At 65.5% G+C, this 23,000-nt stretch carries 20 protein-coding genes; 11 read left to right on the top strand and 9 right to left on the bottom strand.

All coding sequences use genetic code 11. The features are described from left to right. Positions 1-4: 4 nt before the first annotated feature. From N4T19_RS16315 to N4T19_RS16330, 4 genes are all read left to right on the top strand, one after another. Complete coding sequence (locus tag N4T19_RS16315; protein ID WP_260718535.1) at positions 5-1,720, top strand: acyl-CoA dehydrogenase family protein; 1,716 nt, start codon at positions 5-7, stop codon at positions 1,718-1,720. A gap of 13 nt (positions 1,721-1,733) precedes the next feature. Further along, on the top strand, positions 1,734-3,125 hold the full coding sequence (locus N4T19_RS16320) for an L-serine ammonia-lyase (protein ID WP_260718536.1): 1,392 nt from the start codon (positions 1,734-1,736) through the stop codon (positions 3,123-3,125). Between the two features lie 83 nt (positions 3,126-3,208). Then, positions 3,209-4,165, top strand: coding sequence for a LysR family transcriptional regulator (locus tag N4T19_RS16325; RefSeq protein ID WP_116925514.1), 957 nt, complete (start codon positions 3,209-3,211; stop codon positions 4,163-4,165). Between the two features lie 153 nt (positions 4,166-4,318). Then, positions 4,319-4,747, top strand: coding sequence for a hotdog fold thioesterase (locus N4T19_RS16330; RefSeq protein WP_116925320.1), 429 nt, complete (start codon positions 4,319-4,321; stop codon positions 4,745-4,747). 8 nt (positions 4,748-4,755) lie between these two features. On the opposite strand, the gene N4T19_RS16335 is transcribed toward N4T19_RS16330, so the two are convergent. Beyond that, entirely contained in the window at positions 4,756-5,487 is a 732-nt protein-coding gene (locus tag N4T19_RS16335; protein ID WP_116925321.1) for an aspartate/glutamate racemase family protein, read from the bottom strand. Positions 5,488-5,566: 79 nt separating this feature from the next. Next, on the bottom strand, positions 5,567-6,451 hold the full coding sequence (locus tag N4T19_RS16340; protein ID WP_021027896.1) for an amino acid ABC transporter substrate-binding protein: 885 nt from the start codon (positions 6,449-6,451) through the stop codon (positions 5,567-5,569). Between the two features lie 225 nt (positions 6,452-6,676). Here N4T19_RS16340 and N4T19_RS16345 point away from each other — a divergent pair, with 225 nt between their 5' ends. Beyond that, positions 6,677-7,894, top strand: coding sequence for a D-amino acid dehydrogenase (locus tag N4T19_RS16345; protein ID WP_260718537.1), 1,218 nt, complete (start codon positions 6,677-6,679; stop codon positions 7,892-7,894). 37 nt (positions 7,895-7,931) lie between these two features. Here N4T19_RS16345 and N4T19_RS16350 read toward each other — a convergent pair whose 3' ends face one another. Both N4T19_RS16350 and N4T19_RS16355 read right to left on the bottom strand, forming a co-directional pair. After that, positions 7,932-8,831, bottom strand: a complete 900-nt coding sequence (locus N4T19_RS16350; protein ID WP_116925323.1) for a LysR family transcriptional regulator — start codon at positions 8,829-8,831, stop codon at positions 7,932-7,934. A gap of 14 nt (positions 8,832-8,845) precedes the next feature. After that, complete coding sequence (locus tag N4T19_RS16355) at positions 8,846-9,457, bottom strand: cob(I)yrinic acid a,c-diamide adenosyltransferase (protein ID WP_116925324.1); 612 nt, start codon at positions 9,455-9,457, stop codon at positions 8,846-8,848. Between the two features lie 154 nt (positions 9,458-9,611). Here N4T19_RS16355 and N4T19_RS16360 point away from each other — a divergent pair, with 154 nt between their 5' ends. Together N4T19_RS16360 and N4T19_RS16365 are read left to right on the top strand one after the other, a co-directional pair. Continuing rightward, positions 9,612-9,836 carry a hypothetical protein gene (locus N4T19_RS16360; protein WP_116925325.1) on the top strand — a complete coding sequence of 75 codons (225 nt, stop codon included), beginning with the start codon at positions 9,612-9,614 and terminating at the stop codon, positions 9,834-9,836. A 136-nt stretch (positions 9,837-9,972) separates the two neighbouring features. Then, positions 9,973-11,394 (top strand): FAD-binding oxidoreductase, encoded by a 1,422-nt coding sequence (locus N4T19_RS16365; protein WP_260718538.1) that lies wholly within the window; start codon positions 9,973-9,975, stop codon positions 11,392-11,394. A gap of 108 nt (positions 11,395-11,502) precedes the next feature. Here the strand turns inward: N4T19_RS16365 and N4T19_RS16370 are convergent, their stop codons facing one another. Then, a complete protein-coding gene (locus tag N4T19_RS16370) occupies positions 11,503-12,792 on the bottom strand; it encodes an MFS transporter (protein WP_260718539.1) in 1,290 nt (429 codons plus the stop codon). A gap of 125 nt (positions 12,793-12,917) precedes the next feature. On the opposite strand from N4T19_RS16370, the gene N4T19_RS16375 reads away from it, so the two are divergent. Further along, positions 12,918-13,829, top strand: coding sequence for an AraC family transcriptional regulator (locus N4T19_RS16375; protein ID WP_116925327.1), 912 nt, complete (start codon positions 12,918-12,920; stop codon positions 13,827-13,829). Between the two features lie 59 nt (positions 13,830-13,888). Continuing rightward, positions 13,889-14,503 (top strand): flavin reductase family protein, encoded by a 615-nt coding sequence (locus N4T19_RS16380; RefSeq protein WP_182344297.1) that lies wholly within the window; start codon positions 13,889-13,891, stop codon positions 14,501-14,503. A gap of 15 nt (positions 14,504-14,518) precedes the next feature. Here N4T19_RS16380 and N4T19_RS16385 read toward each other — a convergent pair whose 3' ends face one another. The 4 genes from N4T19_RS16385 to N4T19_RS16400 form a co-directional block, all read right to left on the bottom strand. Then, positions 14,519-15,148, bottom strand: coding sequence for an N-acetyltransferase (locus N4T19_RS16385; protein ID WP_260718540.1), 630 nt, complete (start codon positions 15,146-15,148; stop codon positions 14,519-14,521). A gap of 144 nt (positions 15,149-15,292) precedes the next feature. Beyond that, complete coding sequence (locus N4T19_RS16390) at positions 15,293-18,292, bottom strand: beta strand repeat-containing protein (protein WP_260718541.1); 3,000 nt, start codon at positions 18,290-18,292, stop codon at positions 15,293-15,295. Positions 18,293-18,410: 118 nt separating this feature from the next. Then, positions 18,411-19,787, bottom strand: a complete 1,377-nt coding sequence (locus tag N4T19_RS16395) for a CsgG/HfaB family protein (protein WP_260718542.1) — start codon at positions 19,785-19,787, stop codon at positions 18,411-18,413. 19 nt (positions 19,788-19,806) lie between these two features. Further along, positions 19,807-20,382: a hypothetical protein gene (locus N4T19_RS16400; RefSeq protein WP_182344305.1), complete on the bottom strand. Its 576-nt coding sequence runs from the start codon at positions 20,380-20,382 to the stop codon at positions 19,807-19,809. Positions 20,383-20,750: 368 nt separating this feature from the next. Between N4T19_RS16400 and N4T19_RS16405 the strand changes: the two genes are divergently transcribed. Then, entirely contained in the window at positions 20,751-21,404 is a 654-nt protein-coding gene (locus N4T19_RS16405) for a response regulator transcription factor (RefSeq protein ID WP_021027159.1), read from the top strand. An 85-nt stretch (positions 21,405-21,489) separates the two neighbouring features. Then, complete coding sequence (locus N4T19_RS16410) at positions 21,490-22,998, top strand: ABC transporter substrate-binding protein (RefSeq protein WP_165841151.1); 1,509 nt, start codon at positions 21,490-21,492, stop codon at positions 22,996-22,998. Positions 22,999-23,000 lie beyond the last annotated feature (2 nt).

Below are 23,000 nucleotides of genomic sequence, written 5' to 3' on the forward strand. Positions count from 1 at the left end.
AGCCATGGCAGAGCGCGACAAGGACAACCTGGTGGATGAGCTGGTCGACTACGACCCGCTGGGCAGCGATCCGGCCTTGCAGGCCGCCCTGGCACGCGCGCAGGCCCAGGCCTGGCTGCCGGGCCTGCAGCAACACGCCCGCACCGTTGGCAGCAGCGCCTTTGCGCAATGGGCCGACCAGGCCAACCGCCACCCACCGCAGTTGCAGCAATGGGATGCACGGGGCCGGCGCATCGACCAGGTGGAGTTTCACCCCGCGTGGCACCAGGTGCTGGCGCATTACCGTGCGCAGCAACTGATCGACATGCCGTTTGCCGATGCACCGGAAGATGCAGCAAGCGGCCGCTGGACGGCCTGGGCCGCCGGCTTTTACCTGCATGGCCAGGCAGAAGCGGGCAGCCTCTGCCCCGCAACGATGACGACGGCGGCGATCCCGGTGCTGCGCAAGGAGCCAGCGCTATGGGCACAGATCGCGCCTGGCATTACCAGTGCCCACCATGACGCGCGCGATGCGCCGCTGGCAGACAAGACGGCCTTGTGGGTGGGCATGGGCATGACCGAAAATCAAGGCGGCTCGGACGTGCGCAGCAACACCACCGTGGCCTATCCGCAGGGTGCCACAGGTGGCGGGCGCGGCGCGGCCTACCGGCTGCAAGGCCATAAATGGTTTTATTCGGTGCCGATGGCCGATGCACACCTGGTGGTGGCGCGCATGGCCAGCAGCGCCGCCGACGGCCATGCACTGCAGGCACCACTGGCCTGCTTTTGGGTGCCGCGCTGGCAGCCCGATGGGACCCGCAACCAAGTGCTGGTGCAGCGCCTCAAGGACAAGGTGGGCAACCGCAGCAATGCCAGCAGCGAGGTGCTGCTTGACGACGCCTATGGCGTGCTCGTGGGCGAGGAAGGCCGGGGCATTGCCACCATCATGGAGATGGCCACGGTCACGCGGCTGTGCTGCGTGCTGGGCAGCTGCGCGCTGCTGCGCCAGGCCACTGTGCAGGCGCTGTGGTCGGCCCGGCACCGCCAGGCCTTTGGCGCGGCGCTCATCGCGCAGCCGCTGATGCAATCGGTGCTGGCCGACCTGGCGCTGGAGAGCGAGGCAGCGCTGCTCTTGGCCATGCAGCTGGCGCAGGCCTTTGAGGGCAGCAGCGCCCCGGGCCAGACCACCGCGCAGGCCTGGCAGCGCGCCATGACGCCAGCGGCCAAGTTCTGGGTCTGCAAACGCGCCATTGCCTGCAGCGCCGAGGCCATGGAAGTGCTGGGCGGCAATGGCTATATCGACAGCTCGGCGCTGGCACGCATCTACCGCGAAGCGCCGGTCAATTCGATCTGGGAGGGCTCGGGCAATGTGATGTGCCTCGATGTGGTCAAGGCCCTGCAGCGCGAGCCTGACCTGCGCGACGCGCTGTGGCTGGACTTGCAGCGCATGGCAGCCGATGACACGCCCATCCAACAAGCGCTGGCGCGCCTGCAAGGCCAGTGGCAGGCCATGGCGCAAGACGCCTGGGCGCAGCAGGCGCAGGCGCGCCAATGGGTGCAGCAGCTGGTGCTGGTGGCGCAGGCGGGCCTGATGCGGCAGCACGCAGCGCCCGCCCATGCCGATGCCTTTGTCGCCAGCCGCCTGGGGCCACATGCCAGTTTGGGCGTGATGGGTGCTTATCCGCTTGCCAAGGCGCAGATCAGCGCTATCCTCAGCGCCAGTCTGCAGTTGCAAAAATGATCGGAAAGTAGCCATGGCCGTCAGCGTGTTTGATTTGTTCAAGATCGGTATCGGGCCCAGCAGCTCGCACACGGTCGGCCCGATGCGCGCCGCGCATGCCTTTGTGCAGCGCCTGCAACGCCAAGGCCAGCTTTCGCAGGTGGCACGCCTGCGCTGCCAGCTGTTCGGCTCCCTGGGCGCCACCGGCATCGGCCACGCCAGTGACTGTGCGGTGATCCTGGGCCTGGCCGGCCATGCGCCCGATACGGTGGATGTGAATGCCATCGATGCGCTGATTGCCGAAGTCCACAGCACCGGGCAGCTGCTGCTCAATGGCGAGCAGCGCATCGTGTTTGACCCGGCCACCGACCTGCTCTTGATTGGCGAGGTCAGCCTGCCTTTCCACCCCAATGGCATGCGCTTGGAGGCCTGGGATGCGCAGCATGGGCTGGTCGACGCGCAGGCCTACTACTCGGTGGGCGGGGGCTTTATCGTCAGCGAAGAGGCCGCCTACGATGCCGAGCGCCAGCAGGCGATTGCGCCCGATACCGAGGTGCTGCCCCTGCCCTTTCACAGCGCCGCGCAGCTGCTGCAGCTGGCGCAGGACCACCAGCAGCCGATTGCGCAGATCATGCGCACCAATGAACGCCACTGGCGCGCCGATGCCGACATCGACAGCGGCCTGCTCAAGATCTGGCAGGCCATGCAGGACTGCGTACAACGCGGCTGCCGCACCGAAGGGCGCCTGCCCGGCGGGCTCAACGTCAAACGCCGTGCGGCCGGCTTTTACCAAGGACTGACCCAGCATGCCCACGGTGCCAGCACCGATCCGCTGGAGGTGATGGACTGGGTGAACCTGTTTGCACTGGCCGTGAACGAGGAAAACGCCGCCGGCGGCCGGGTGGTGACCGCCCCCACCAATGGCGCTGCCGGCATTGTGCCGGCCGTGCTGCACTACTACTGGCGCTTTGTGCCCGGCGCCAGCGAGGCCGGCGTGGTGGACTTTTTGCTGACCGCAGGCGCCATCGGCATGCTGTACAAGGAAAACGCCTCGATATCGGGCGCCGAAGTGGGCTGCCAGGGCGAGGTGGGCGTGGCCTGCTCGATGGCGGCAGCAGGCCTGTGCGCGGTGATGGGCGGCACACCAGCGCAGGTGGAGAACGCCGCCGAGATCGGCATGGAGCACCACCTGGGCCTGACCTGCGACCCGGTTGCCGGCCTGGTGCAGGTGCCCTGCATCGAGCGCAACGCGCTGGCCGCCGTCAAGGCCATCAATGCCGCACGCATGGCCTTGCGCGGCGATGGCTCGCATGTCGTGAGCCTGGACAACGTGATCGCCACGATGCGCGCCACCGGCGCCGACATGATGAGCAAGTACAAGGAGACCTCGCTGGGCGGGCTGGCCGTGCACATCGTCGAATGCTGATCTCAAGCGGCGGCCACCAACCTGGGTGACAAGCCGGGCCTTGCGCACGGGGGGTGGCCGACCCCAGCGCCTACAATCGCGCCATGGCAATGCATTTTGACTTGGTAGATCTGCGCCTCATGGTGCATGTGGCAGACGCGAACAGCATGACGCGGGGGGCCGAGCTGTCGTTCATCTCGCTGCCGGCGGCCAGCACCCGTATCAAGAACCTGGAAGAGAGCATGGGCGTCAAGCTCCTGTACCGCACCAGCCAGGGCGTGACCCTGACCCTGCCGGGCCAGGCCTTTGTGCAGCATGCGCGCACCGTGCTGGGCCAGATCGAGCATCTGCGCGGCGACATGCAGGAGTACGCGCGTGGCATCAAGGGCCATGTGCGCGTGTTTGCCAACACCACGGCGCTGGGCGAGTTCCTGCCCCCGGTGCTGCGCGCCTACCTGCGCAAGCACCCGGATGTGGATATCGACCTGCGCGAGCGCCTGTCCAACGACATCATCCGTGCCGTGGGTGAAGGCCAGACGGATATCGGCATCGTCGCCGGCCAGGTGCGCACCGAAAGCCTGGTCGCGATGCCCTACCGGCGCGACCGCCTGGTGCTCGTCGTCTATGCCGACCATGCGCTGGCCCGGCGCAAGGCCGTGGCCTTTGGCGACACCCTGGAGTACGACTACATCGGACTGCATGAATCGAGCGCCATCCACGCGTTCTTGCGCCAGCACAGCGACCTGCTGCACCGCCCGATCAAGCAACGCATCCAGGTGGGCAATTTCGAGGCCGCCTGCCGCATGATCGAAGCGGGCGTGGGCATCGGCATCCTGCCCGAATCCGCTGCCCGCCGCCACGCGCGCAGCATGGACATCCGCATCATCAGCATCTCGGACGAATGGTCCAACCGCGAGATGCAGATCGTGGTGCGCAACCTCGAATCGCTCCCCTCCTTTGCCCGCGAGCTGGTGGAGCTGCTGGTCGAAGACGGTGCCAGCGGTGACGAAGGCCAGGGCGATACGGACAGCGACAACGAACAGGTGCCGACCAGCAACTGAGCCGCCGGGCCCCAGCGAGCCCGCCACTGCGTCAAAAGCTGCCACAAAGCTCACGCCAGCGCCCTGGCAACACCAGCCAGTCATGCAGGCGGTAGGCAGCGGGCCTGTGCAGCGCTATGCTGTGGCATCCCTTTTGTTGAGCCTGGACACCCCATGACTGCTATCTGGAAAAAGCCCATCTCGCTGGATGCGCTGCGCGACAAGGCGCGCAATACGGCGATTGAACACCTGGGCATCGAATACGTTGAAATCGGCGACGACTACCTGGTAGGCCGCGTGCCGGTGGACCACCGCACGCACCAGCCCTTTGGGCTGCTGCATGGCGGCGTCAGCGTGGTGCTGGCGGAGACGCTGGGATCTGTTGGCGCGCTGTTCTCGTCGCCAGAAGGCTGGCGCTGCGTGGGGCTGGACATCAATGCCAACCATATCCGGGGTGTGAAGAGCGGCTGGGTCACCGGTACCGCCAAGCCCGTGCATATCGGCCGCATGACCCAGGTCTGGCAGATCGACATGGTCAACGATGACGGCAAGCTGACCTGCGTTTCACGCATCACGATGGCGATGCTGGAAGACGCCGCTTAAGGCCTTATTCAGTTGCCGTAGGCCACGCGCGCCAAGGCACGCGCCAGCTCCCAGGCCGGGTCGACCAACGGCAGGCCTTGCATGCTGGCCGCGCCTGGCAGGGCCAGCGGTATTTCGGTGCAGCCCATGATCAGCGGCACATCGCCATGGCGGGCGCGCATGGCCTGGGCCACGGCGGCAAAATCGGCGCGCGCCTGGTCCATGCGGTCGGCCTTGACACCCTGGTAGATGCCGCGCATCAGCAACTCACGCTCAGCCTCTTGCGGCAGGTGCACGGTGATGCCGCAGGCGGCCAGCGCCTGGTCATACAGGCCAATGCGGTAGGTGCCTTGCGTGGCCAGCAGCATGCAGGCCTGGTGGCCTTGCTCTTGCAGGCCCTCGGCCACCACGCGCGCAATGTGCAAGAGCTGCAGCTGCGGGTAGGCCTGCTGCAGGCGCCCATGCCAGGCGTGGGCGGTATTGCAGGCCACGGCCACCGCCTGGGCGCCCACTGCCTGGAGCTTGTCCAGGCCCTGGCACATCATCGCGAAGGGGTCCTCTGCGGTCTCGGGCGCCAGCAGCGCGGCGCTGCGGTCCGGTATCGGCAACTGGGCCAGCCAATGCGTGGGGTAGCCCTGGTCGGTAACAGCGGCGCCGCTGGCCCGCAAATGGTCTGCGCAGGCCTGTACAAACAGGCGCACAAAATCAGCGCCCGCTGCCGGGCCCATGCCGCCCAGAATGCCTACGGTGGAAAGCGTCATGCCGAACTCCAGAGAAAATGAAAAATGGCCCGTTGCCGGGCCATTGCAGTGCGTGCCGTGCACGACACGGGATTGTCCATCAGATCGCAGGCTTGTCGCTTTGCGCCGTCAGATTGTCCTTGAGTTCCTTGTTCATCGGCAGACCCAGCGCCTGGTTCTTCGGCGGGATGGGTTGCATGAACCACTTGTCGTACAGCTTGGTGAACTCACCGGACTTCATCATGCCGCCGATGACGCCATCGACGATCTTCTTGAAGGCAGGATCGTCCTTGGGCAGCATGCAGGCATAGGGCTCGACTTGCAGCGCATCGGCCACCACTTCGTAGGCAGCAGGGTCCTTGGAGTTGGCCTTCAAGCCGTACAGCAGGATGTCATCCATCGCAAAGCCGGCTGCGCGGTCGTTTTCCATCAGCAAGAAGCCGTCGGAATGGTCCTTGGCCAAGGTGATGTTGATGTCCAGCTTCTGGTCGGCGCTGTACTTGCGCACCACAGGCAGGTTGGTGGTGCCGGTGGTGATCGCCAGCGTCTTGCCCTTCAGATCGGCCCAGCTGTTGATGCCCGAGCTCTTCTTCACGGCCACGCGGGTGCCGGTGTAGAAGTAGTTGATCGCGAAATCCACGTCCTTGTTGCGGGCGCTGTTGTTGGTGGTGGAGCCGCATTCGAGCACGATGGTGCCGTTCTGGATCAGCGGAATGCGGTTGGCCGAGGTGACCGACTGCCACTTGACCTTCAGGTCGGGCTTGCCGATTTCCTTGCGCACGGCATCGGCCACGGCATTGGAGATGTCCACCGAGAAGCCAATGGCGTTCTGGCCACCGGAGAGGTAGCTGAACGGCACCGAGGATTCGCGGTAGGCGAACGTGATTTCGCCCGAATCCTTGGCCTTGGCCAGCACATCGGCAAAGGCCGAGGGCAGGCAGGCAACGGCAGCGGCAGCACAGACCAGCGACTTAACAAACTTCATGGTGAGACCTCCTTGAATCAATCAATGCAAACAGTGTAGAAACCAGTGCTTTGTTCCAACAATGCCTTTTTGGGACAGGCCCATAACGCTTGGTTATGGTGCATGGCATACCGCAAAGGTGAAGAACCGCTGTACCTATAAGCAAACGGCATGCCTGTTGCCCATTTTGCTATGCGACAGCCTGAATTCAAGCGCCTATATTTAAGGGTTTTCAGGGGGTGTTCCATGCAGGTATGCATTCTGGGTGCGGGAATTGTGGGTTTGGCGGCCGCCTATGAGCTGCACCAGGCTGGGCACCAGGTTACGGTGGTTGACAAAGCCTCACATGCGGGCAGCGGCACCAGCATGGGCAATGGTGCGCAGCTGAGCTACAGCTATGTGCAACCCTTGGCCGACCCCGCCATCTGGAAGCAGTTGCCCAAGCTGCTGTTCAGCAGCGACTCGCCGCTCAAGTTCCGCCTGCAGGCCGATCCCCAGCAATGGAAATGGGGCCTGGCTTTCTTGGGTGCCTGCAATGCCGACCGGTCTGCGGCCAGCACCCGCACATTGCTGCAGTTGGCCGCCGTCAGCCGCCAGCGTTTTGAGGCCATGCAGACCCAGGTGGGCGGCGACTGGGACTACAGCAGCACCGGCAAGCTGGTGCTCTACCCCAGCGATGCAGCCGTGCAGTCGGCGCGCCACCAGCTCGAGGTGCAAAGCCAGTTGGGCAGCGCGCCCCAGCGCATCGTCAGCGCCGACGAAGCCGTCGCGCTGGAGCCTGCGCTCGCCGCCTACCGCAGCCAGTTTGCCGGCGCCGTGCACACGCCCAGCGAGTGCGCCGCCGATTGCTACCAGGTCTGCCGCCAGCTCGAAGACTGGCTGCGCCAAAAGGGGGTGAAGTTCATCATGGACACGCCCATCCACAGCCTGCGCCGCGAAGGCGGCAAGATCGTCGCGCTGCAGACGGCGCAGGGCGATATCGAGGCCGAGCACTTCATGGTGGCGCTGGGCGTGGACAGCGTGGCACTGTGCAAGCCACTGGGCGTGGACCTGCCGGTCTACCCGCTCAAGGGCTACAGCATCACCCTGGATGTGGCAGCAGCCGGCCACAAGGCGCCCACGGTGAGCATCACCGACAGCGCGCGCAAGGTGGTGTTTGCGCGCATTGGCGAGCGCCTGCGCGTAGCCGGCATGGTGGAGCTGGTGGGCCACGACCTGCGCATTCCGCAGGACAAGATCCAAAGCCTGTGTGCCTCCACCGAAGCGGTGTTTCCCGGCTGCAGCGATTTTGTGCAGGTCCAGCCCTGGGCCGGCCTGCGCCCTGCCACACCGACTGCTGTGCCGATTGCCAATTGCGCAGGCGCCAGCAATCTGTGGATCAACACCGGCCACGGCGCGCTGGGTTTTACGTTGGCGTTTGGCACGGGGGCACAGCTGGCCTACGAGATCGGCCAGGCTGCCTGAGCCGCGCAATCGCACAATCGCACGTTGACGCAGAGGCTTACAGCTGCGCCGCCAGCACCTTCTGCATCTCGCGCGTGATCGCCTTGACCAGCAGTGATTGCGGCTGCGAGACCGCGCGGATCGCATTGACCGGCACCTGCAGGCCGGGCGCCAGCGGCAGCACATCGACCTTGCTCGTGTCGGCCGACAAGGCGGTGCAGCCATCGACCATGGCCACGCCCAGGCCGTGGTGGGCCATGGCCAGCGCCGTGTGGTAGGTCTGCACGGTCACATAGTGGTTCAGGCCGGCGCTCGATTCCCGCGCCAGCTGGCTCAGCAGCATGCCCACGGGGTCCTGCGCATCGAGGCTGATGGTGGGCACGCCGGTCAGGTCATCGAGCGAGAGGCTGCCCGCGCGCAGCTTGAAGGGCGGCAGCATGCCCTTGGGCACCACGCAGACCATCGGCACGCGGGCCAGGTTCTCCTGCTGCAGGCTGGCCTGCTGCACATTGCTCAGCACAAAGCCGACATCGGCCTCCTGCATCATCAGCGCCGAGACGATCTGCGGCGAATGCAGCGACTGCAGGCTGACGCTGACATGCGGGTGCTTCTGCTTGAACTGCGCCAGCGCCCGGGGCAGCACCTCGTGGCCCAGCGCCAGCACGCTGGCAATGCGCAGCGAATCGCTGTCGCGGCCCTGGCGCAGGCTGTCAGCGAGGCGCTGCACCTCTTCGAGCTGGGCGAACAGCTTTTCCATGTGCGGCAGCAAGGCCAGCGCCTCACTGGTCGGCGTCAGCCGCCCCTTGCTGCGCTGGAACAGCGCAAAGCCCAGCTGCAGCTCGGCATGCTGCAAGGTGCGGCTGACGGCTGGCTGCGAGATGTTGATGAGGCGCGCCGCAGCGCTGACGCTGCCGGTGTGCATCACCGCGTTGAAGACTTCGATATGGCGCAGGCGCATGGGGGCCTCAGGGTTCAGCGGCCCGCGCCGATGTTGTTGTCGCCGGGGCCGCCGTGGCCATCTTCGGCCTGCATGCGCGCCAGCCGCGCGCTTTTCCAGTACACATCGTCACCGCCATCAACGCGGTTGAGCACGCGCGCCAGCACAAACAGCAGATCGGACAGGCGGTTGAGGTACTGGCGCGGTGCGGCGCGCATGGCCTCGCCCTGCTCCAGCGCCACCACCATGCGCTCGGCGCGGCGCGCGACGGTGCGGCAGACATGGGATTGCGCGGCCGCACGCGTGCCGGCGGGCAGGATGAATTCGGCCAGGCGCGGCAGCTGCGCGTTGTAGTGCGCCAGTGCGGTGTCGAGCTGCAGCAATGCATCGTCCTTGAGCAGCTCGTAGCCGGGCATCGACAGCTCGCCGCCCAGGTTGAACAGCTGGTGCTGGATATCGACCAGCAGCTCGCGCACATCGGCGGGCAGCGGCTCGCACAGCAGCAGGCCGATGTGGGAGTTGAGCTCGTCGACATCGCCCATCGCCTGGGGCCGGCCGCTGGCCTTGGAGACGCGGCTGTTGTCGCCCAGCCCGGTGCTGCCATCGTCACCGGTTCTGGTCGCAATTTGGGAGAGACGGTTGCCCATGGGTAATCCTTGTAAAGCAGCGGTGAACCAGCGCCTATTTTCTGTTACCGGCACAGGAAATATGTAGCCGAGGCAACACTAAGCAAAAATGATAGCAAAACCGGCCGATTCCGGGTTCAATAGAGCCATGTCTGAATGACGAAAGGATCTACAGATGTCTGGCAAGTTTTTCGCCCATCCCTTTGACGCCCGCAGCGTGATGCTGTTTGCATCGATTGCGGTCACATCGGCGATGGCGCATGCCCAGCCGCTCAATAGCAGCCAACAACGCATCGGTCAGGCCGCTAGCGGCAGCCGCATTATCCAGGTTGAGCGCCAACTGGGCACCCATGACCCGCGCCGCCATCAGGCGCGCCAACCGGTCAAAAAGGCGCTCTGACCCAGCAGCCACTGCCGGTTTTCCCGAACTCTCCCCCTCCCCGCTACGGCGGGGTTTTTTCATGCCCGGCTGCAGCGCAGCGGACAGCCATGAAAAGCCGGCGGTGCTATTCTTGGCTCCCGCCCTGGAGAACCCGATGAACGCGCCCACCTCCCCCCACATTCTGGCTGCTGCGCAGCGCCCCATTCCCGATGCCTTCATGGCAGCGCTCAGTGCCCGTTTTGGCAGCCAGTGCGTGACCTCGCAGGCCGTGCGCGAGCAGCATGGGCGCGACGAAGGCTCCATCACCGCGCCGCCGCCAGCGGCCGTGGTCTATGCCCAGTCGAGCCAGGATGTGCAGGATGCCGTGGCGCTGTGCCACCAGCACGAGGTGCCCGTCATTGCCTACGGCGCCGGCTCCTCGCTCGAAGGCCATCTGCTGGCCGTGCAAGGCGGCATCAGCATCGATGTGAGCCGCATGAACCAGGTGCTGTCGATCGACACCGAGGACCTGACCATCACCGTGCAGCCGGGCATCACCCGCAAGCAGCTCAACGAGGCGATCAAGGACACCGGCTTTTTCTTCCCGATCGACCCGGGCGCTGACGCCTCCATTGGCGGCATGGCATCGACCCGCGCCAGCGGCACCAATGCCGTGCGCTACGGCACCATGCGCGAGAACGTGCTGGCGCTGGAGGTGGTGACCGCCAGCGGCCAGGTGATTCGCACCGGCAACCGCGCCAAGAAAAGCGCGGCCGGCTACGACCTGACACGGCTGATGGTGGGCAGCGAAGGAACGCTGGGCATCTTTACCGAGATCAGCCTGCGCATCTACCCGCTGCCCGAAGCGGTGAGTGCCGCGATCTGCTCGTTCCCGACGATTGAAGCGGCCGTGCGCACCGTGATCGAGACCATCCAGATGGGCATTCCGATTGCGCGCGTGGAGCTCATTGATGTGAATGCAGTGCGCATGGTCAATGCCTACAGCAAGTTCGATCTGCGCGAGGAACCGATGCTGCTGATGGAGTTCCACGGCTCGCCCACCGGCGTCAAGGAGCAGGCCGAGATGGTGCAGGACCTGGCCCGCGAGCATGGCGGCAATGCCTTTGAATGGGCCGAGCGCCCGGAAGACCGCACGCGCCTCTTCACCGCCCGCCACAATGCCTACTTTGCCGCCGTCTCCAGCGTGCCCGGTTGCCGCTGCATCACCACCGATACCTGCGTGCCCATCAGCCGCCTGGCCGATGCGCTGCTGCAATGCGTGACCGAGGCCGATGCCAGCGGCATCCCCTACTTTCTGGTGGGCCACGTGGGTGACGGCAACTTCCACTTTGGCTACCTGATCGACCCGGACAACGATGCCCAGCGCGCGCAGGCCGAGCAGCTCAACCACCAGCTGGTGCAGCGCGCCATTGCGCTGGGCGGCACCTGCACCGGTGAGCACGGCATTGGCGTGCACAAGCAGGGCTTTTTGCTGGAAGAAGCCGGCGAAGGCGCCGTCGCCATGATGCGCGCCATCAAGCAGGCGCTGGACCCCAAGAACATCCTCAACCCGGGCAAGATCTTCCAGCTGGGCTGATCCATACCAGCGACCCAGTGAAAGGCCCGCGCAACCAAGCGGTTGCGCGGGCCTTTTTACGCCTTGTGGCGGGTTTTCTGCGGGTGCCCAGGGGGTACAGCGTCTTGCTCAGGCAGGCACCACAGCGGCCTTTTCCTTTTGCTTGCGCGCGGCCACTCCGGCGCCGACAAAGCCGGCCGACACCACGCTCAGCACCATGCCCACGGCCGCGCCAAAGAACACACCGGCGTTCATGTGGTGGTCCAGCATGTAGCCAAACACCGGAGCGGCCAGGCAAAAGCCCAGGTCCAGCCCCGAGTAGACGGTGCCATAGACCCGGCCGGTGGCACCCGGCGGCGCGGCGCGCTTGACCAGCATGTCGCGCGAGGGGCCGGCCAGGCCGGTGCCGATACCGGCGAGCGCCGCCACACCCAGCGCCGCATAGCCGGGCAGCCAGCCGGTGCCCACCAGCGCCAGCAAGATGCCGGAGAACAGCAGGCAGGCAGAGATGACTTTCTCCAGCCGCTCCACCCGGCCCACCAGAAAGCCGCCCAGCACCATGCCGGCGGCGCCAAACAGCATATAGCCGGTGACCACATAGGCGGTGATGCTGGCGGGCAGCCCGTAGAGCTGCTGCAGCGCCGCGCTGGAGAACGACTGGATGGCGCTCATCGCGCAGGTGGTCCAGAAAAAGAACGAGAAGCACAGCCAGACCGAGGGCAGCTTCAGGAAGGCCATCGGGTGCTCCTGCTTGCCGGCTACCGCCGCCTTGGCAGGGGCCGCGCCAGGCAGGCTGACCCGGTCATCGAGCGCATCGCGGTTGATGACCATGATGGTCAGGATGATGGCCGCCAGCGCGGCGCCGCAGAGGCAAGCCATGCGCCAGGAGCCGGTGGCCGAGGTGATGCCGGCCATGAACACCGGCGCCGCCGCCCAGCCCAGGTTGCCCGAGAGCCCATGCACCGAGAAGCCATGGCCCAGGCGCTGGGGCGAGAGGCGCTTGTTGAGGATGGTGAAATCCACCGGGTGGAAGGGTGCGTTGCCCAGGCCGGCAAAGATGGCGGCCAGCATCAGCTGCGCATAGCTGTTGGCGGTGCCGGCAATGACACCGGCCACCGCAAAGCTGCTGAGCGCGGCAAACATGATGGGGCGGGCGCCAAAGCGGTCGACCACAAAGCCGGCCAGCGCCTGGCCCACGCCCGAGACGATGAAAAAGGCCGACACCAGCACGCTGAGCTCGGAGTAGCTGAAGCCGAAATCTGCAATCAGCCAGGGGAAGAGCGGCGGCAGCAGCAGGTGGAAGAAGTGCGAGGAGCCATGGGCCAGGCCCACCAGGCCGATGGTGCGCGAATCTTGGCGCAGGCTGCCCAACGCGCTGGGCCCGGGCGCGCCCGGCGGTATTGTTGTGCTGGTTGTCATGGCAGCGATGTTAGCCAAAGCCCTGTCGGCATGTATGCGACAGAGAGACGATTACTATCGCCAATGTGCCAAGCTGCTGCACCTGGCCCTTCCCCATCACTGCCACCCCCAACCGCCTTGCTGCCATGACTTCTGCCCGGACTGCCTCCCCGCCCCACGCGGCACGCGCTGCCGCCAGCGGCGAGGCTGCCAGCGCCCGCCGTGCCTGGCAGTATGTGGACTCGCTCACCCCGCACCTGTTTGTGCCCACCGCCGAGCGGCCGGTGCGTGCCAAGCTGCGTGAGCTGAGCGGAGACACCCGGGTGCTGCCCCACCAGCATGCCTGGGCGCAGCTGGCCATCTCGGTCACCGGCACCGTGCACCTGCGCGTGCCATCGGCCACCTTTGTGGTGCCGCCCCGGCGCGCGCTCTGGATTCCGCCCGGTGTCGAGCATGCGGTGACCCTCGTGGAGACGGCCGAGCTGCGCACCCTCTACATCTACCAGGCCGAAGGTCAGTGCGGCCCCGGCCCGGGTGACAGCGCTGCCAACCTCTGGCGGCGCTGCCGTGTGCTGGAGGTCTCCGAGCTGATGCGCGCGCTCGTGTGCGATCTGCCCACCCTGCCCGACGATGCACCCGCGCCCAGCGCCGCGCAGCTCGCGCGCGAGCGCCATGTCAGCGCGCTGCTGCTCGATGAGCTGCGCCAGGCGACCCAGCTCGATCTGCGGGTGGACATGCCGCGCGACAAGCGCCTGCACAGCCTGTGCCAGGCCGTCCTGGACGACCCGCTGGCCCATGACAGCCTGCAGGCCTTTGCCCACAACAGCGGCGCCAGCCCACGCACCATTGCGCGCCTGTTCCGCCAGGAGCTGGGCTGCACCTACCTGCAGTGGCGCCAGCAGGTCATTCTGGCCAAGGCGGTGGAGCTGGGTGCCAGCGGCCTGGCCATTGGCCAGATAGCTGCCGAGCTGGGCTATACGCCCAGCGCCTTCAGCGCCATGGTGCAGCGTGCCTGCGGCCTGTCACCGGTGCGTTTTCTGGGCATGCAGACCCGCTAGGAGGCCGTTCCAGGTCTGCCGCCGTTTCTTCCACTATCCAACCTCTGCCATTCCCCACCATGCCCCTGCACAGCTACGAACCCCGCCAAGGCCACCGCCTGCCCCATGACCCCTTCAACGCCATCGTCGGCCCGCGCCCGATTGGCTGGATCTCCAGCACCAGCAGCAGCGGCGTGCTGAACCTGGCGCCCTACAGCTTTTTCAACGCCTTCAACTATGTGCCGCCCATCGTCGGCTTTGCCAGCGTGGGGCGCAAGGACAGCCTGAACAACATCGAGGCGACGGGCGAGTTTGTCTGGAACCTGGCGAGCGAATCGCTGGCCGAGGCGATGAACCAGAGCTGCGCGGCCGTGGGCCCCGAGGTGAACGAATTCGAGCTGGCCGGCCTGGCCACCGAGCCCTCGACACTGGTGCGCCCGCCGCGCGTGCAGGCCAGCCTGGTGACGATGGAATGCCGCTGCACCCAGATCGTGCAGCTGCAGACCGCGCAAGGCACGCAGGTGCCCACCTGGCTGGTGCTGGGCGAGGTGGTGATGGTGCATATCGACGAGCAGCTGCTCCAAGGCGGCGTGTACCAGACGGCAGCGGGCAAGCCGCTGCTGCGCGGCGGCGGGCCGGGCGACTATTTCACGATCAGCGAGGCGGGCAAGTTCGTGATGCGCCGGCCCGCGTAATGCCGCGCGGCATCGTCAATCGCAGCGCATGCCGGTGGCTGCGGCAAAGCTGCCCAGCGACCAGCCCTGGCCGAGCAAAAACATGCGGGTGCTGAGCGGATCGAGCCGCTCGGGCGCCATGCGCTCGCCCAGGTAGTGCATTTTCTTGTTGCTGATATCGACATAGCCCAGGCGGTGGCTGGCAGCGAGCTTGTGCCACAGCGCATGCGCGCCCGGTGACTGGCGCGCGCCTGTGACCAGGCACAGGCCGGCATCGAGCGCCCAGCGGTAGATGCAAGAGGCCAGGCCCTTGCGCTGGTAGGCGGGGTCAAAGCGGCTGTGCGGGCCGCGTATGTAGCGGTCGGCGCGCTTGTCCAGCTCGATCAGGCGGTTGAAGACGGTAAAGCCCGCAATGCGGTGCTCCAGCTGGTCTTCGACATAGACATAGAACTCGCCATCGGCGCTGCGGTAGCGGATGGCAAAACGGGGGTCGGACAAAGGGATCTCGGGCAGGCCATGGAGCCTGTCGCCGGGCGTGTGGATGCGATCGTGGATGGAGGCGCATTCGCCTTCGAGTTGCTGGGGTGGAATCGGGCTCACATCGATGCGCAACTCCACCGGCCGGTACAGCCAGGATGCCCAGAAGGGGGGTATCGCGAGGTTCATACAAAACTCCTTCAGATGAAAACCCGGCAGGTTAGCCCCGGCAGCATTTCGCACGCAAAGGGTGCGATATGCCCCGCTGCTGGCAAACACAAAAAAGCCCGCCTGGGGAGCCAGGCGGGCTGTCAAAGTGCAAGGCCTTACGGCTTATTGCACACCCAATGTCATCGACGAGGTGGCACGGTTGCCAATCGCCACGGCAGACGAGCGGTTGCCCGATACATTGATGCCGCTGGTGCCCGGTACGCCGGAGGCGCTGTAGCTGCCACTGACCACTGCCGACACGTTGCCGCTGTTGATCTGGGTGGAGGTCAGCTGCGCGCTGGCCATTTGCTGGCCAGGCAGGGCCGACACGTTCACGACGTTCTCCGCGTTGTTGCCCACGGCCGTGGCGCTGGCCGTATTGCCGCTCAGGTTGAGCGAGCTGCCACGGCTGAAGCCATCGGCGTTCAGCGTTGCGGTGGCCAACACGTTGCCGCTATTGGCCTGCGAATTGAGCAAGCCCACGCCAGAGCCGCTGTTGAGCGCCGTGCCGGCACCTACCTGCACGCTGTTGAGGGACGTATTGCCTGCCGCCACTGCCAGCGCCTGGTTGCCGGTGGTGGTGATGTTGCCATCAAGCCGGTTGGCAGCACTGCCACCGGCCAGCAAGCTGGTGGTCGAGGTGACGGCACCGGTGTTGCCCTGCGAATTGGCCAGCAACGCAAACTGGTCGCTCGCCTGCGTGCCGGCAGCCAGCGTCAGCTGGTTGTTGGCGACGTTGGCACGCGCCATGCTGCTGGCCTGGTTGCCCGTGATGGTGGTGTTGCCGCTGGCATCGGTAGCCACACTGTTGCCGCTGAGGATGTCCATCCGCGTGGTCGCCGAGGTGGCGCCTGCCGAGGTCTGCACGCTGCCCAGCAGTGCCGGCTGCAGGCCGCCCGTTCCCAGCGTGCTGACGGCGTTCATCTCCAGGCTGTTGACGGCCTGGTTCTGGCTGGCATTGGCGCTGAACTGGTTGTTGCTCACCACCAGCTCATGGCCACCGGCACGCGTGGTGTCTGCCACGGTGTTGCCATCTACCCCCAGGTTGACCCAGGTGAGCGATTGTGCATTGCCCGACGACACGTTTTGTGCGTTGTAGAGAATGGCCGCGGAGCTGCCATCGATGCGGCTGCCGGCTATCGAGACCTGGTTGTTCGCCTGGTTGACGATGGCATCCGAGGCGCCCTGGTTGCCGGTGACGGTGAGGCTGGCGCCCGAGGCCGTGTCGGCACGCAGGCCGATCAGCATCGGGGCTGGCTGGGGCGCAGGGCTGACGTTGATGAAGTCTGCGACCGTGGCACCGACATTGCCGGCCTGGTGGTCCTGCACATTGACCACGATGGCGCCAGAATCAACCACACCATTGGTGGCATTGATGCGGGCCAGGTTGTCGGCCTTCTGGCTGGCAGCGCTGGCGCTGAACTGGTTGCCGCTGACCACCAGCGTGGCATTGGTGGCGCTGGCAGTCGCTGCGCCCACCAGGTTGGAGCTGGCGCTGGCCTCCACTGCGCCGGTGGCATGGCCCTGCGTGTTCATCACCACGGCGGCCGATTGCGTCACCGTATTGTCGGCACCGAGTTGGGCATCGTTGGTGGCGGAGGCGGCCGTGGCCTCTGCGCCCACCTGGTTGCCGCTCACCGTCAGGCTGCTGCCCGACAGGCTGGTCGAGCTGCTGCCGATGCGCGCAGCGCCAGCACCGGCCGAAACGGCACCGCCCGCATTCACCTGGGTATTGGCCGTGGTGGCCAGGCTGCCAGCAATGTTGCTGGCGCCTGCACGGGTCTGGTTGCTGGCGCTGGAGCCCTGGGCCTGGGCTTGTACCAGGTTGCCGCTGACGCTCATGGTGTCATTGCTGCTGTCCAGGGTCTGCACGCCCAGCGATAACACACTCGCACCAGCGGTGACGACGGGCGAGACCAGGGTCTGGGAATTCGTGGTCTCCAACACCGCACCGTCGATACTGCCTGCAGCAGCCACAGCCGTGCGGTTGCTGCCGCTGTTGCCATCGGCCTGGGCGCTGACGCTGTTGCCCGCGACGCTGTAGCTGTTGTTGGCCGAGCCAGGCTTCTGGTTGTCGATGCCCAGGGTGGTTGCCGAGCCTGAGGCGATGACAATGCCGCCATTGCCCTGGGTCGCCGTGGTGGCCAGAACCGTACCGGGCGCCTGCACCACATCACCCGATGCCGTGATCTGCAGGTTGCTGGTCTGCTGGTTGCCGCCAGCAGAGGCTTGCACCTGGTTGCTGCTCACGCCCAGGGTGCTGTCCGTCATGGGCTGGTTGGGGGTGCCCTGAACCCGGATACCCAGCAAACCACCGACCGAGGAGATGCCAAAAACAGGGCCCGTGGCCACTTGGTCAACGGTACTGCTGGCATCGGCCCCCACATTGACGCTGCCGCCCTGCACCTGGATACCCGCCTGGGTGGTGTTGGCCTGGGCACTGGCATCGACCTGGTTGCCCGAGACACTCAGCCCCAGGTTGTCCATGGCATTGGCGGGGTTGGCACCCCCGGTCTGGTTCAGGCGGATACCTACCTGGGTCAGGGAGGTGGTGCCAAACACCGCCCCCGTTGCCGTCTGGCTAACCGCCGCCGTCGCCGGGGTGCTCATGTCCACCGCTGTGCCGGTGATCTGCATGGTGCCTACCGCCGTGCTGCCGATCGCGGTGGAGGTGGCTTCGTTATTGCTCACGCTGGCGGTATCACCATCGTGGTTGCCCACCACATTGGCGGCATTGACGCCGATCAGTCCAGAGGTCGTGCTGCTGACGGTGCCGCTGACCTGCTGGGCAATGTCCACCGTGGGCAGCGTCGGCGGCTGGTTGTTGATGGTCAGGGCGGCAGCCGCACCGGTGGCAAGCCGGTGCTGGTTTCCGATGGCCAGCGCATCCACGCCATTGCCGTTCACCACGCCATTGCTGGGGAAGTTGGTGTACTGCGCATTGCTGCTGTTTTGGGCGTTCACCACCCCGTTGCTGGTCTGGTTGGCCGAGGGTCCGGCCACCGGAGCGGTTCCATTGCTCTGCGCCAGCGCCACACCGGAGGTCGCAGCGATCAATGCCGCCGCAGCGGCCAGCGGAGCCAGGCGTGCCCGGCGAAGAAAGGTTGGGTGCTTGTGGGACATGACTGTCTCCTAGGGGTACAGGGAGGAAAACTAGACGTGATTTGGGTGTTTTATGCTCTTAGTGCCCGTCTATAAAGCGCTATAAGCTATGAAATTGGTAGCTTTGAAATGTTGCCAGTCAAGGCTTGACCTGCAACCGCGCCAGCAGGCGGTAGCCCGCGCCGTAGCGGTGCACGGTGGTGTCGCCGGGCGTGGGGCGCCACAGCACCTGCACCTGGCCAGGCGGGATGCCATGCTGGGCCAGTTCAGCGCGCAGCGCCTGCAGGCGCTCGTCGGTCAGCGCATCGCGCCGGGCGGGGTTCTGGTCGTTCTCGTTCTCGCGTGCCAGCAGCGCCATGCGCACGCCCTGGCCGGCGCGCAGGCGGGTGGCCACGGTCTCTGCAGCGGTGGCCGATTGCTGCGCAATGCGGGTGTTGTTTTCTTCAAAGACCACGTCCAGCGAGGTCATCGCGGCCTTGGTTTTTTCGGGCATCGGCTCGGTGGCTGCAGCGACAGGAGCAGCAGCCGGTACAGGCGCAGGGACCGGTGCTGCAGGTTCGGTGGGAACAGGCGTTGGCGGTACTGCAGCGGGCTCGCCTGCTGCCGTCTTGGCGCCTTCCATGCAAGGGCCGGCTGGGGTCTGCGTCACCGTGCTGATCAGCTCGAGCACGCCCTGCTCCAAGGTAGTACGCACGCCCAGTTGCACGGGCTCCAGGTCCTTGCTGCCGGCGTTGATGTCAAACAGGTTGCTGCCAAAGAAGCGGAAGATACCCGCACCAATCTCGCGGCCCACGATCTGCTTTTGCAGGCTGACGGCACGCACCACGCGCAAGGTCTTGGTCTCGACGATGCGCAGGTCGGCGCCCACGTTCATCGTGAAGACGCGGTAACGCGGGCCGATCTGGTTGACCTGGGCTTCGATGCCGCCGGACTGGATGTTGTAGTTCACCTCGGTGAGGCCACCGATGATGTAGTAGTCCGAGCGCAGGATGGAGCCGCCGTAGTACGGCAGCCAGGGCACCGCGCGCTGGCCTTTCTCATCGGCCAGTGCGTGCTGGTTGCCATCGCCCAGCTGGCGCCGGTCGGTGTAGGCCAGCTCCAGCTCGGCCACGCGGGTGTCAAAGCGCTCGCGCACATCGATGGCGCCGCCGAGCTTGCCCAGCGCCGAATAGACCATCAGCGATCCGCCCTGGGTGACGACATTGCCATCGCCCTGGGAGTACTTGCCGGTGTAGTCCTTGATGTCGCCCACGGCAATCGACAGCGGGGCGCGGCCGTTGCGCTGCTCGACGATGCGGTGCGACAGGCAGGCAAAGCTGTTGTCCAGCGGGGTGCCGTTGTGGCGCGGGCCAGGGCCTTGCATCACGGGCGCTTCGTCATCGGCCATGCGCACCTGCTGGTAGGTGGGCAGCGCGCAGCCGCTCAGCAGCAAGGTGGCGGCCAGGGCCGACAGGGTCATCGTGCGGCGGGGCAGCGGACCGCGCGCGGACAGGGGGTAAAGGTTCAGGGCGTGCATGGTGTCCTCCGTCCGCGCTTTAGTTGATGGCACCGCTGGCGCCGAACTGGCAGGCTGAACTTCCGCTCACGTTGGTGCTTTGGTTGCCGCTGTTGTTCTGCGCGACCTGCATGTCCTGCTGGCCATGGGCGTTTTCGCTGTTGATCGGCGCCATCGTGGTCGTCGATGGGCTGCCCTGCACGCCACTGCTGATGGCGCCGCTGTTGCTCTGGTTGTTGTTGGCCACGCCACCACGGCCCAGGTTGTCGCTGCTGTCGCTGGCGCTGCCGGTGCTCGATGCGCTGTTGCCTGCCGATGCATTGGTCTGCGGAGAGGCGACCTGGTTGGCCTGGTCGGCCGAGCTGCTGTTGCCGGCGGCGGTGGGCTGGAAGTTGCAGTTCACCTGGCGCTCGATATTGGTGATGTAGGTGCTTTTGAAGGCGTCGTAGTAGCCGCCTTTTTTCTTCTCTATGAGGTCGTTGGTAAGGGCCCGGTTGGCCCGGTCGGCGCTGGTCTGGAACTGCCAGGGCACCGATTCGCCGAGCCAGCCCTGGGCATGGCTGGAAGCGGCTGCCGTCAGCAGGGCTGCGGCAAGGTAGATGGCGCTGTGTTTCATGTCGTCCTCACAGTTGGGTGTTGTGCTGTTCATGGGCAAAACAGATGGAGCGACGACAGGCATCCCATGGCGGCCAGCCATCGCATGGAAGGCATGTTCGGCTGGCAGTAAGCAATTGTAAATAGACCAGATGTACTAGCCTAAAGACCATTTAGCAGCGCAAGTGGGACGAAAAATGCATCCTTGTATTCTCAATAAATCCATAAAAATCATTGGACTTTTTTCAACACGAGCAGATACTTCGAAACTATCAAAGCGGCGGTAAGGCGCACTAGTTCATATGGACTATTGGTTGCTTCGGTAAATAGATGTAAGGTACGGGCCATGAAGAACTGCGCCCCCCATGCCGCAAGAAGGAGCCTGCGGATATGACACTGCCCCTGCCATCGGTCATGCTGGTGGATGACCATCCCCTCTTCCGCCAAGGCCTGCGCATGATGCTGCTGAGCAGCAACATGCTGCAGGCCGATATCCACGAAGCGGGCTCGGTCACCGATGCGGTGGCGCAGGAGCACTGGGTCAACCTGGTCATGCTCGACATCAGCATGCCCGGCTGTGATGGGCTCGAAGGCATTGGCCAGATCCGCAAACGCTGGCCCGGCGCCTATGTGGTGATGCTCTCGGGCCATGACCACCCCGAGCTGATGCGCGATGCGGTGCGCCAGGGCGCCTCGGGCTTCATCTCCAAGGCGCTGGAGCCCGAGGCCATCTGCGCGCAGGTGCAGCACTGGTTGCTGCGCAGCCTGGGCATGGAGCACAACATCCACAAGGCCAGCGGCCGCAGCCTGGAGCCCGCCGCCAAGCCCAGCGCCGAGGTGCTGCCGCTGCGCCAGTATGAAGTGCTCAAGATGCTGGCCAAGGGCTTTAGCAACAAGGCCATTGCCAAGCATTTCGGGCTGAGCGAACACACGATCCGCAACCAGGTGGCGTCCATCCTCAAGCACCTGGGAGCCGATACCCGTACCCAGGCGGTGCTGGTGGCGCAACGCAACGGTATCCTGCCCGCCACGGCCATCAAATAAAAAGCTGCTGCTGTCGCCGCCCAAGCGCCAGCGCCATGCCACTTGCCGGCCCGATGCCAGGCAGGTGCACAACGAGGAAGCGATGATGGATACAGGCCCCCAAGACAAGCCCCAGTGGATGCGCTGGGCACTGGCCGTTTTGCTGCTCTGCTGCCTGGTGGGCCTGGCGCCCGCCAAGGCGGCATCTGACCGCTTGCGCATCGGTATACCGCTGGAGCCCGCGTCGTTCGACATCACCAGCACATCGGCGGCCACCGCCAGCGAGATCACCTACGCCAATGTGTTCGAGGGCCTGACCATCATCGACGGGCAAGGCCAGATCAAGCCGCGTCTGGCGCAGAGCTGGACCGTGAGCCAGGACGGCAAGCAGGTCGATATGGTGCTGCGCCGCCAAGTGCGCTACCACGATGGCAAGCCCTTCAATGCCGCCACGGCTGCCTTCAGCCTGCAGCGCCTGCTGCAGATGAAGAACACCAATGCCTACCTCGAATGGTTCGACAAGCTCGTCTCCGTCGAGGCCGTGGACGAGTACCTGCTGCGCATCCGCCTGAGCGAGCCCGACGCACTGCTCAGCTATGCGCTGGCCATGCCCGGCGCGGTGATGGTGCACCCCGACAGCGCCGCGAGCAATGCCGGCACGCCGGTGGGCACCGGCCCCTACCAGGTCGAAAAATGGACCAAGGGCAAATCGATCACCTTGCTGCGCAACGAGCAGTGGTGGGACAGCAAGAAGCCCGCCATCCGCATGGCCGATTTCCTCTTCATGTCGAGCGCAGCCGAGACCGAGAACATGCTGGCCGAAGGACGCATCGATGCGCTCAGCTCGGTCACGCGGCTGACGGCCTCGTTCATGGCGCGCACCGACTATGTGATGGGCCAGCGCGGGGTGGAAGGCAAGCTGCTGATCGCGATGAACAATGCGCGCGCGCCGCTGAACGATATCCGCGTGCGGCGGGCCATCAACCATGCCCTCGACCGCAGCCGCTACCAGAACATCTATGGCGGCTCTATCGAGGTGCTGCCCATTGGCAGCCACTTCTCGCCCCACCACCGGGCCTATGTCGATCTGGTGCAGCGCTACCCCTACGACCCGGCCCAGGCCAAGGCCCTGCTCGCCCAGGCCCAGGTGGCCCCGGGCACCAGCCTGCGCCTGGCCGTGCCGCCCACCGACTACGGGCGCTACGGCAGCCTGATCGTGGCCGCGCAGCTCGAAGCCATCGGCCTGCAGGTCGAGATCATCCGCATGGACTGGCCCACCTGGCTGGACCAGGTGATGAAGCGCAAGGACTATGACCTGAGCCTGATCATGCATGTGGAGCCAATGGACATCGGCATCTATGCGCGCGATGACTACTACTTCCAGTACAACAACCGTGTGTTCAAGAAGATCTGGGAAAAGCTGCGCGCGTCCGCATCGCCCCAGGAGCTCGATGACTGGCTGGGCCAGGCGCAAAGGCAGCTGGCCGAAGATGCGGTCAACGCCTTCATCGTCGTGCGGCCCGAGCGCAACTTCATGCGCAAGGGCCTGGTGGGCATGTGGTCCCAATGCCCGATCCCGACCTTTGCGCTCGAAGACCTGCGCTGGCAGAACTGACA

The sequence above is a fragment of the Comamonas squillarum genome, from assembly GCF_025309455.1.
Lineage (GTDB): Bacteria > Pseudomonadota > Gammaproteobacteria > Burkholderiales > Burkholderiaceae_C > Comamonas > Comamonas squillarum.

What these genes read in the sequence shown, in the direction of transcription:
- N4T19_RS16390 (WP_260718541.1), bottom strand. Translation starts at nt 18,292, where the DNA reads ATGTCCCACAAGCACCCAACCTTTCTTCGCCGGGCACGCCTGGCTCCG.
- N4T19_RS16395 (WP_260718542.1), bottom strand. Translation starts at nt 19,787, where the DNA reads ATGCACGCCCTGAACCTTTACCCCCTGTCCGCGCGCGGTCCGCTGCCC.
- N4T19_RS16405 (WP_021027159.1), top strand. Translation starts at nt 20,751, where the DNA reads ATGACACTGCCCCTGCCATCGGTCATGCTGGTGGATGACCATCCCCTC.
- N4T19_RS16385 (WP_260718540.1), bottom strand. Translation starts at nt 15,148, where the DNA reads ATGAACCTCGCGATACCCCCCTTCTGGGCATCCTGGCTGTACCGGCCG.
- N4T19_RS16365 (WP_260718538.1), top strand. Translation starts at nt 9,973, where the DNA reads ATGAACGCGCCCACCTCCCCCCACATTCTGGCTGCTGCGCAGCGCCCC.
- N4T19_RS16410 (WP_165841151.1), top strand. Translation starts at nt 21,490, where the DNA reads ATGGATACAGGCCCCCAAGACAAGCCCCAGTGGATGCGCTGGGCACTG.
- N4T19_RS16360 (WP_116925325.1), top strand. Translation starts at nt 9,612, where the DNA reads ATGTCTGGCAAGTTTTTCGCCCATCCCTTTGACGCCCGCAGCGTGATG.
- N4T19_RS16400 (WP_182344305.1), bottom strand. Translation starts at nt 20,382, where the DNA reads ATGAAACACAGCGCCATCTACCTTGCCGCAGCCCTGCTGACGGCAGCC.
- N4T19_RS16335 (WP_116925321.1), bottom strand. Translation starts at nt 5,487, where the DNA reads ATGACGCTTTCCACCGTAGGCATTCTGGGCGGCATGGGCCCGGCAGCG.
- N4T19_RS16370 (WP_260718539.1), bottom strand. Translation starts at nt 12,792, where the DNA reads ATGACAACCAGCACAACAATACCGCCGGGCGCGCCCGGGCCCAGCGCG.
- N4T19_RS16380 (WP_182344297.1), top strand. Translation starts at nt 13,889, where the DNA reads ATGCCCCTGCACAGCTACGAACCCCGCCAAGGCCACCGCCTGCCCCAT.
- N4T19_RS16320 (WP_260718536.1), top strand. Translation starts at nt 1,734, where the DNA reads ATGGCCGTCAGCGTGTTTGATTTGTTCAAGATCGGTATCGGGCCCAGC.
- N4T19_RS16350 (WP_116925323.1), bottom strand. Translation starts at nt 8,831, where the DNA reads ATGCGCCTGCGCCATATCGAAGTCTTCAACGCGGTGATGCACACCGGC.
- N4T19_RS16355 (WP_116925324.1), bottom strand. Translation starts at nt 9,457, where the DNA reads ATGGGCAACCGTCTCTCCCAAATTGCGACCAGAACCGGTGACGATGGC.
- N4T19_RS16330 (WP_116925320.1), top strand. Translation starts at nt 4,319, where the DNA reads ATGACTGCTATCTGGAAAAAGCCCATCTCGCTGGATGCGCTGCGCGAC.
- N4T19_RS16345 (WP_260718537.1), top strand. Translation starts at nt 6,677, where the DNA reads ATGCAGGTATGCATTCTGGGTGCGGGAATTGTGGGTTTGGCGGCCGCC.
- N4T19_RS16325 (WP_116925514.1), top strand. Translation starts at nt 3,209, where the DNA reads ATGGCAATGCATTTTGACTTGGTAGATCTGCGCCTCATGGTGCATGTG.
- N4T19_RS16315 (WP_260718535.1), top strand. Translation starts at nt 5, where the DNA reads ATGGCAGAGCGCGACAAGGACAACCTGGTGGATGAGCTGGTCGACTAC.
- N4T19_RS16340 (WP_021027896.1), bottom strand. Translation starts at nt 6,451, where the DNA reads ATGAAGTTTGTTAAGTCGCTGGTCTGTGCTGCCGCTGCCGTTGCCTGC.
- N4T19_RS16375 (WP_116925327.1), top strand. Translation starts at nt 12,918, where the DNA reads ATGACTTCTGCCCGGACTGCCTCCCCGCCCCACGCGGCACGCGCTGCC.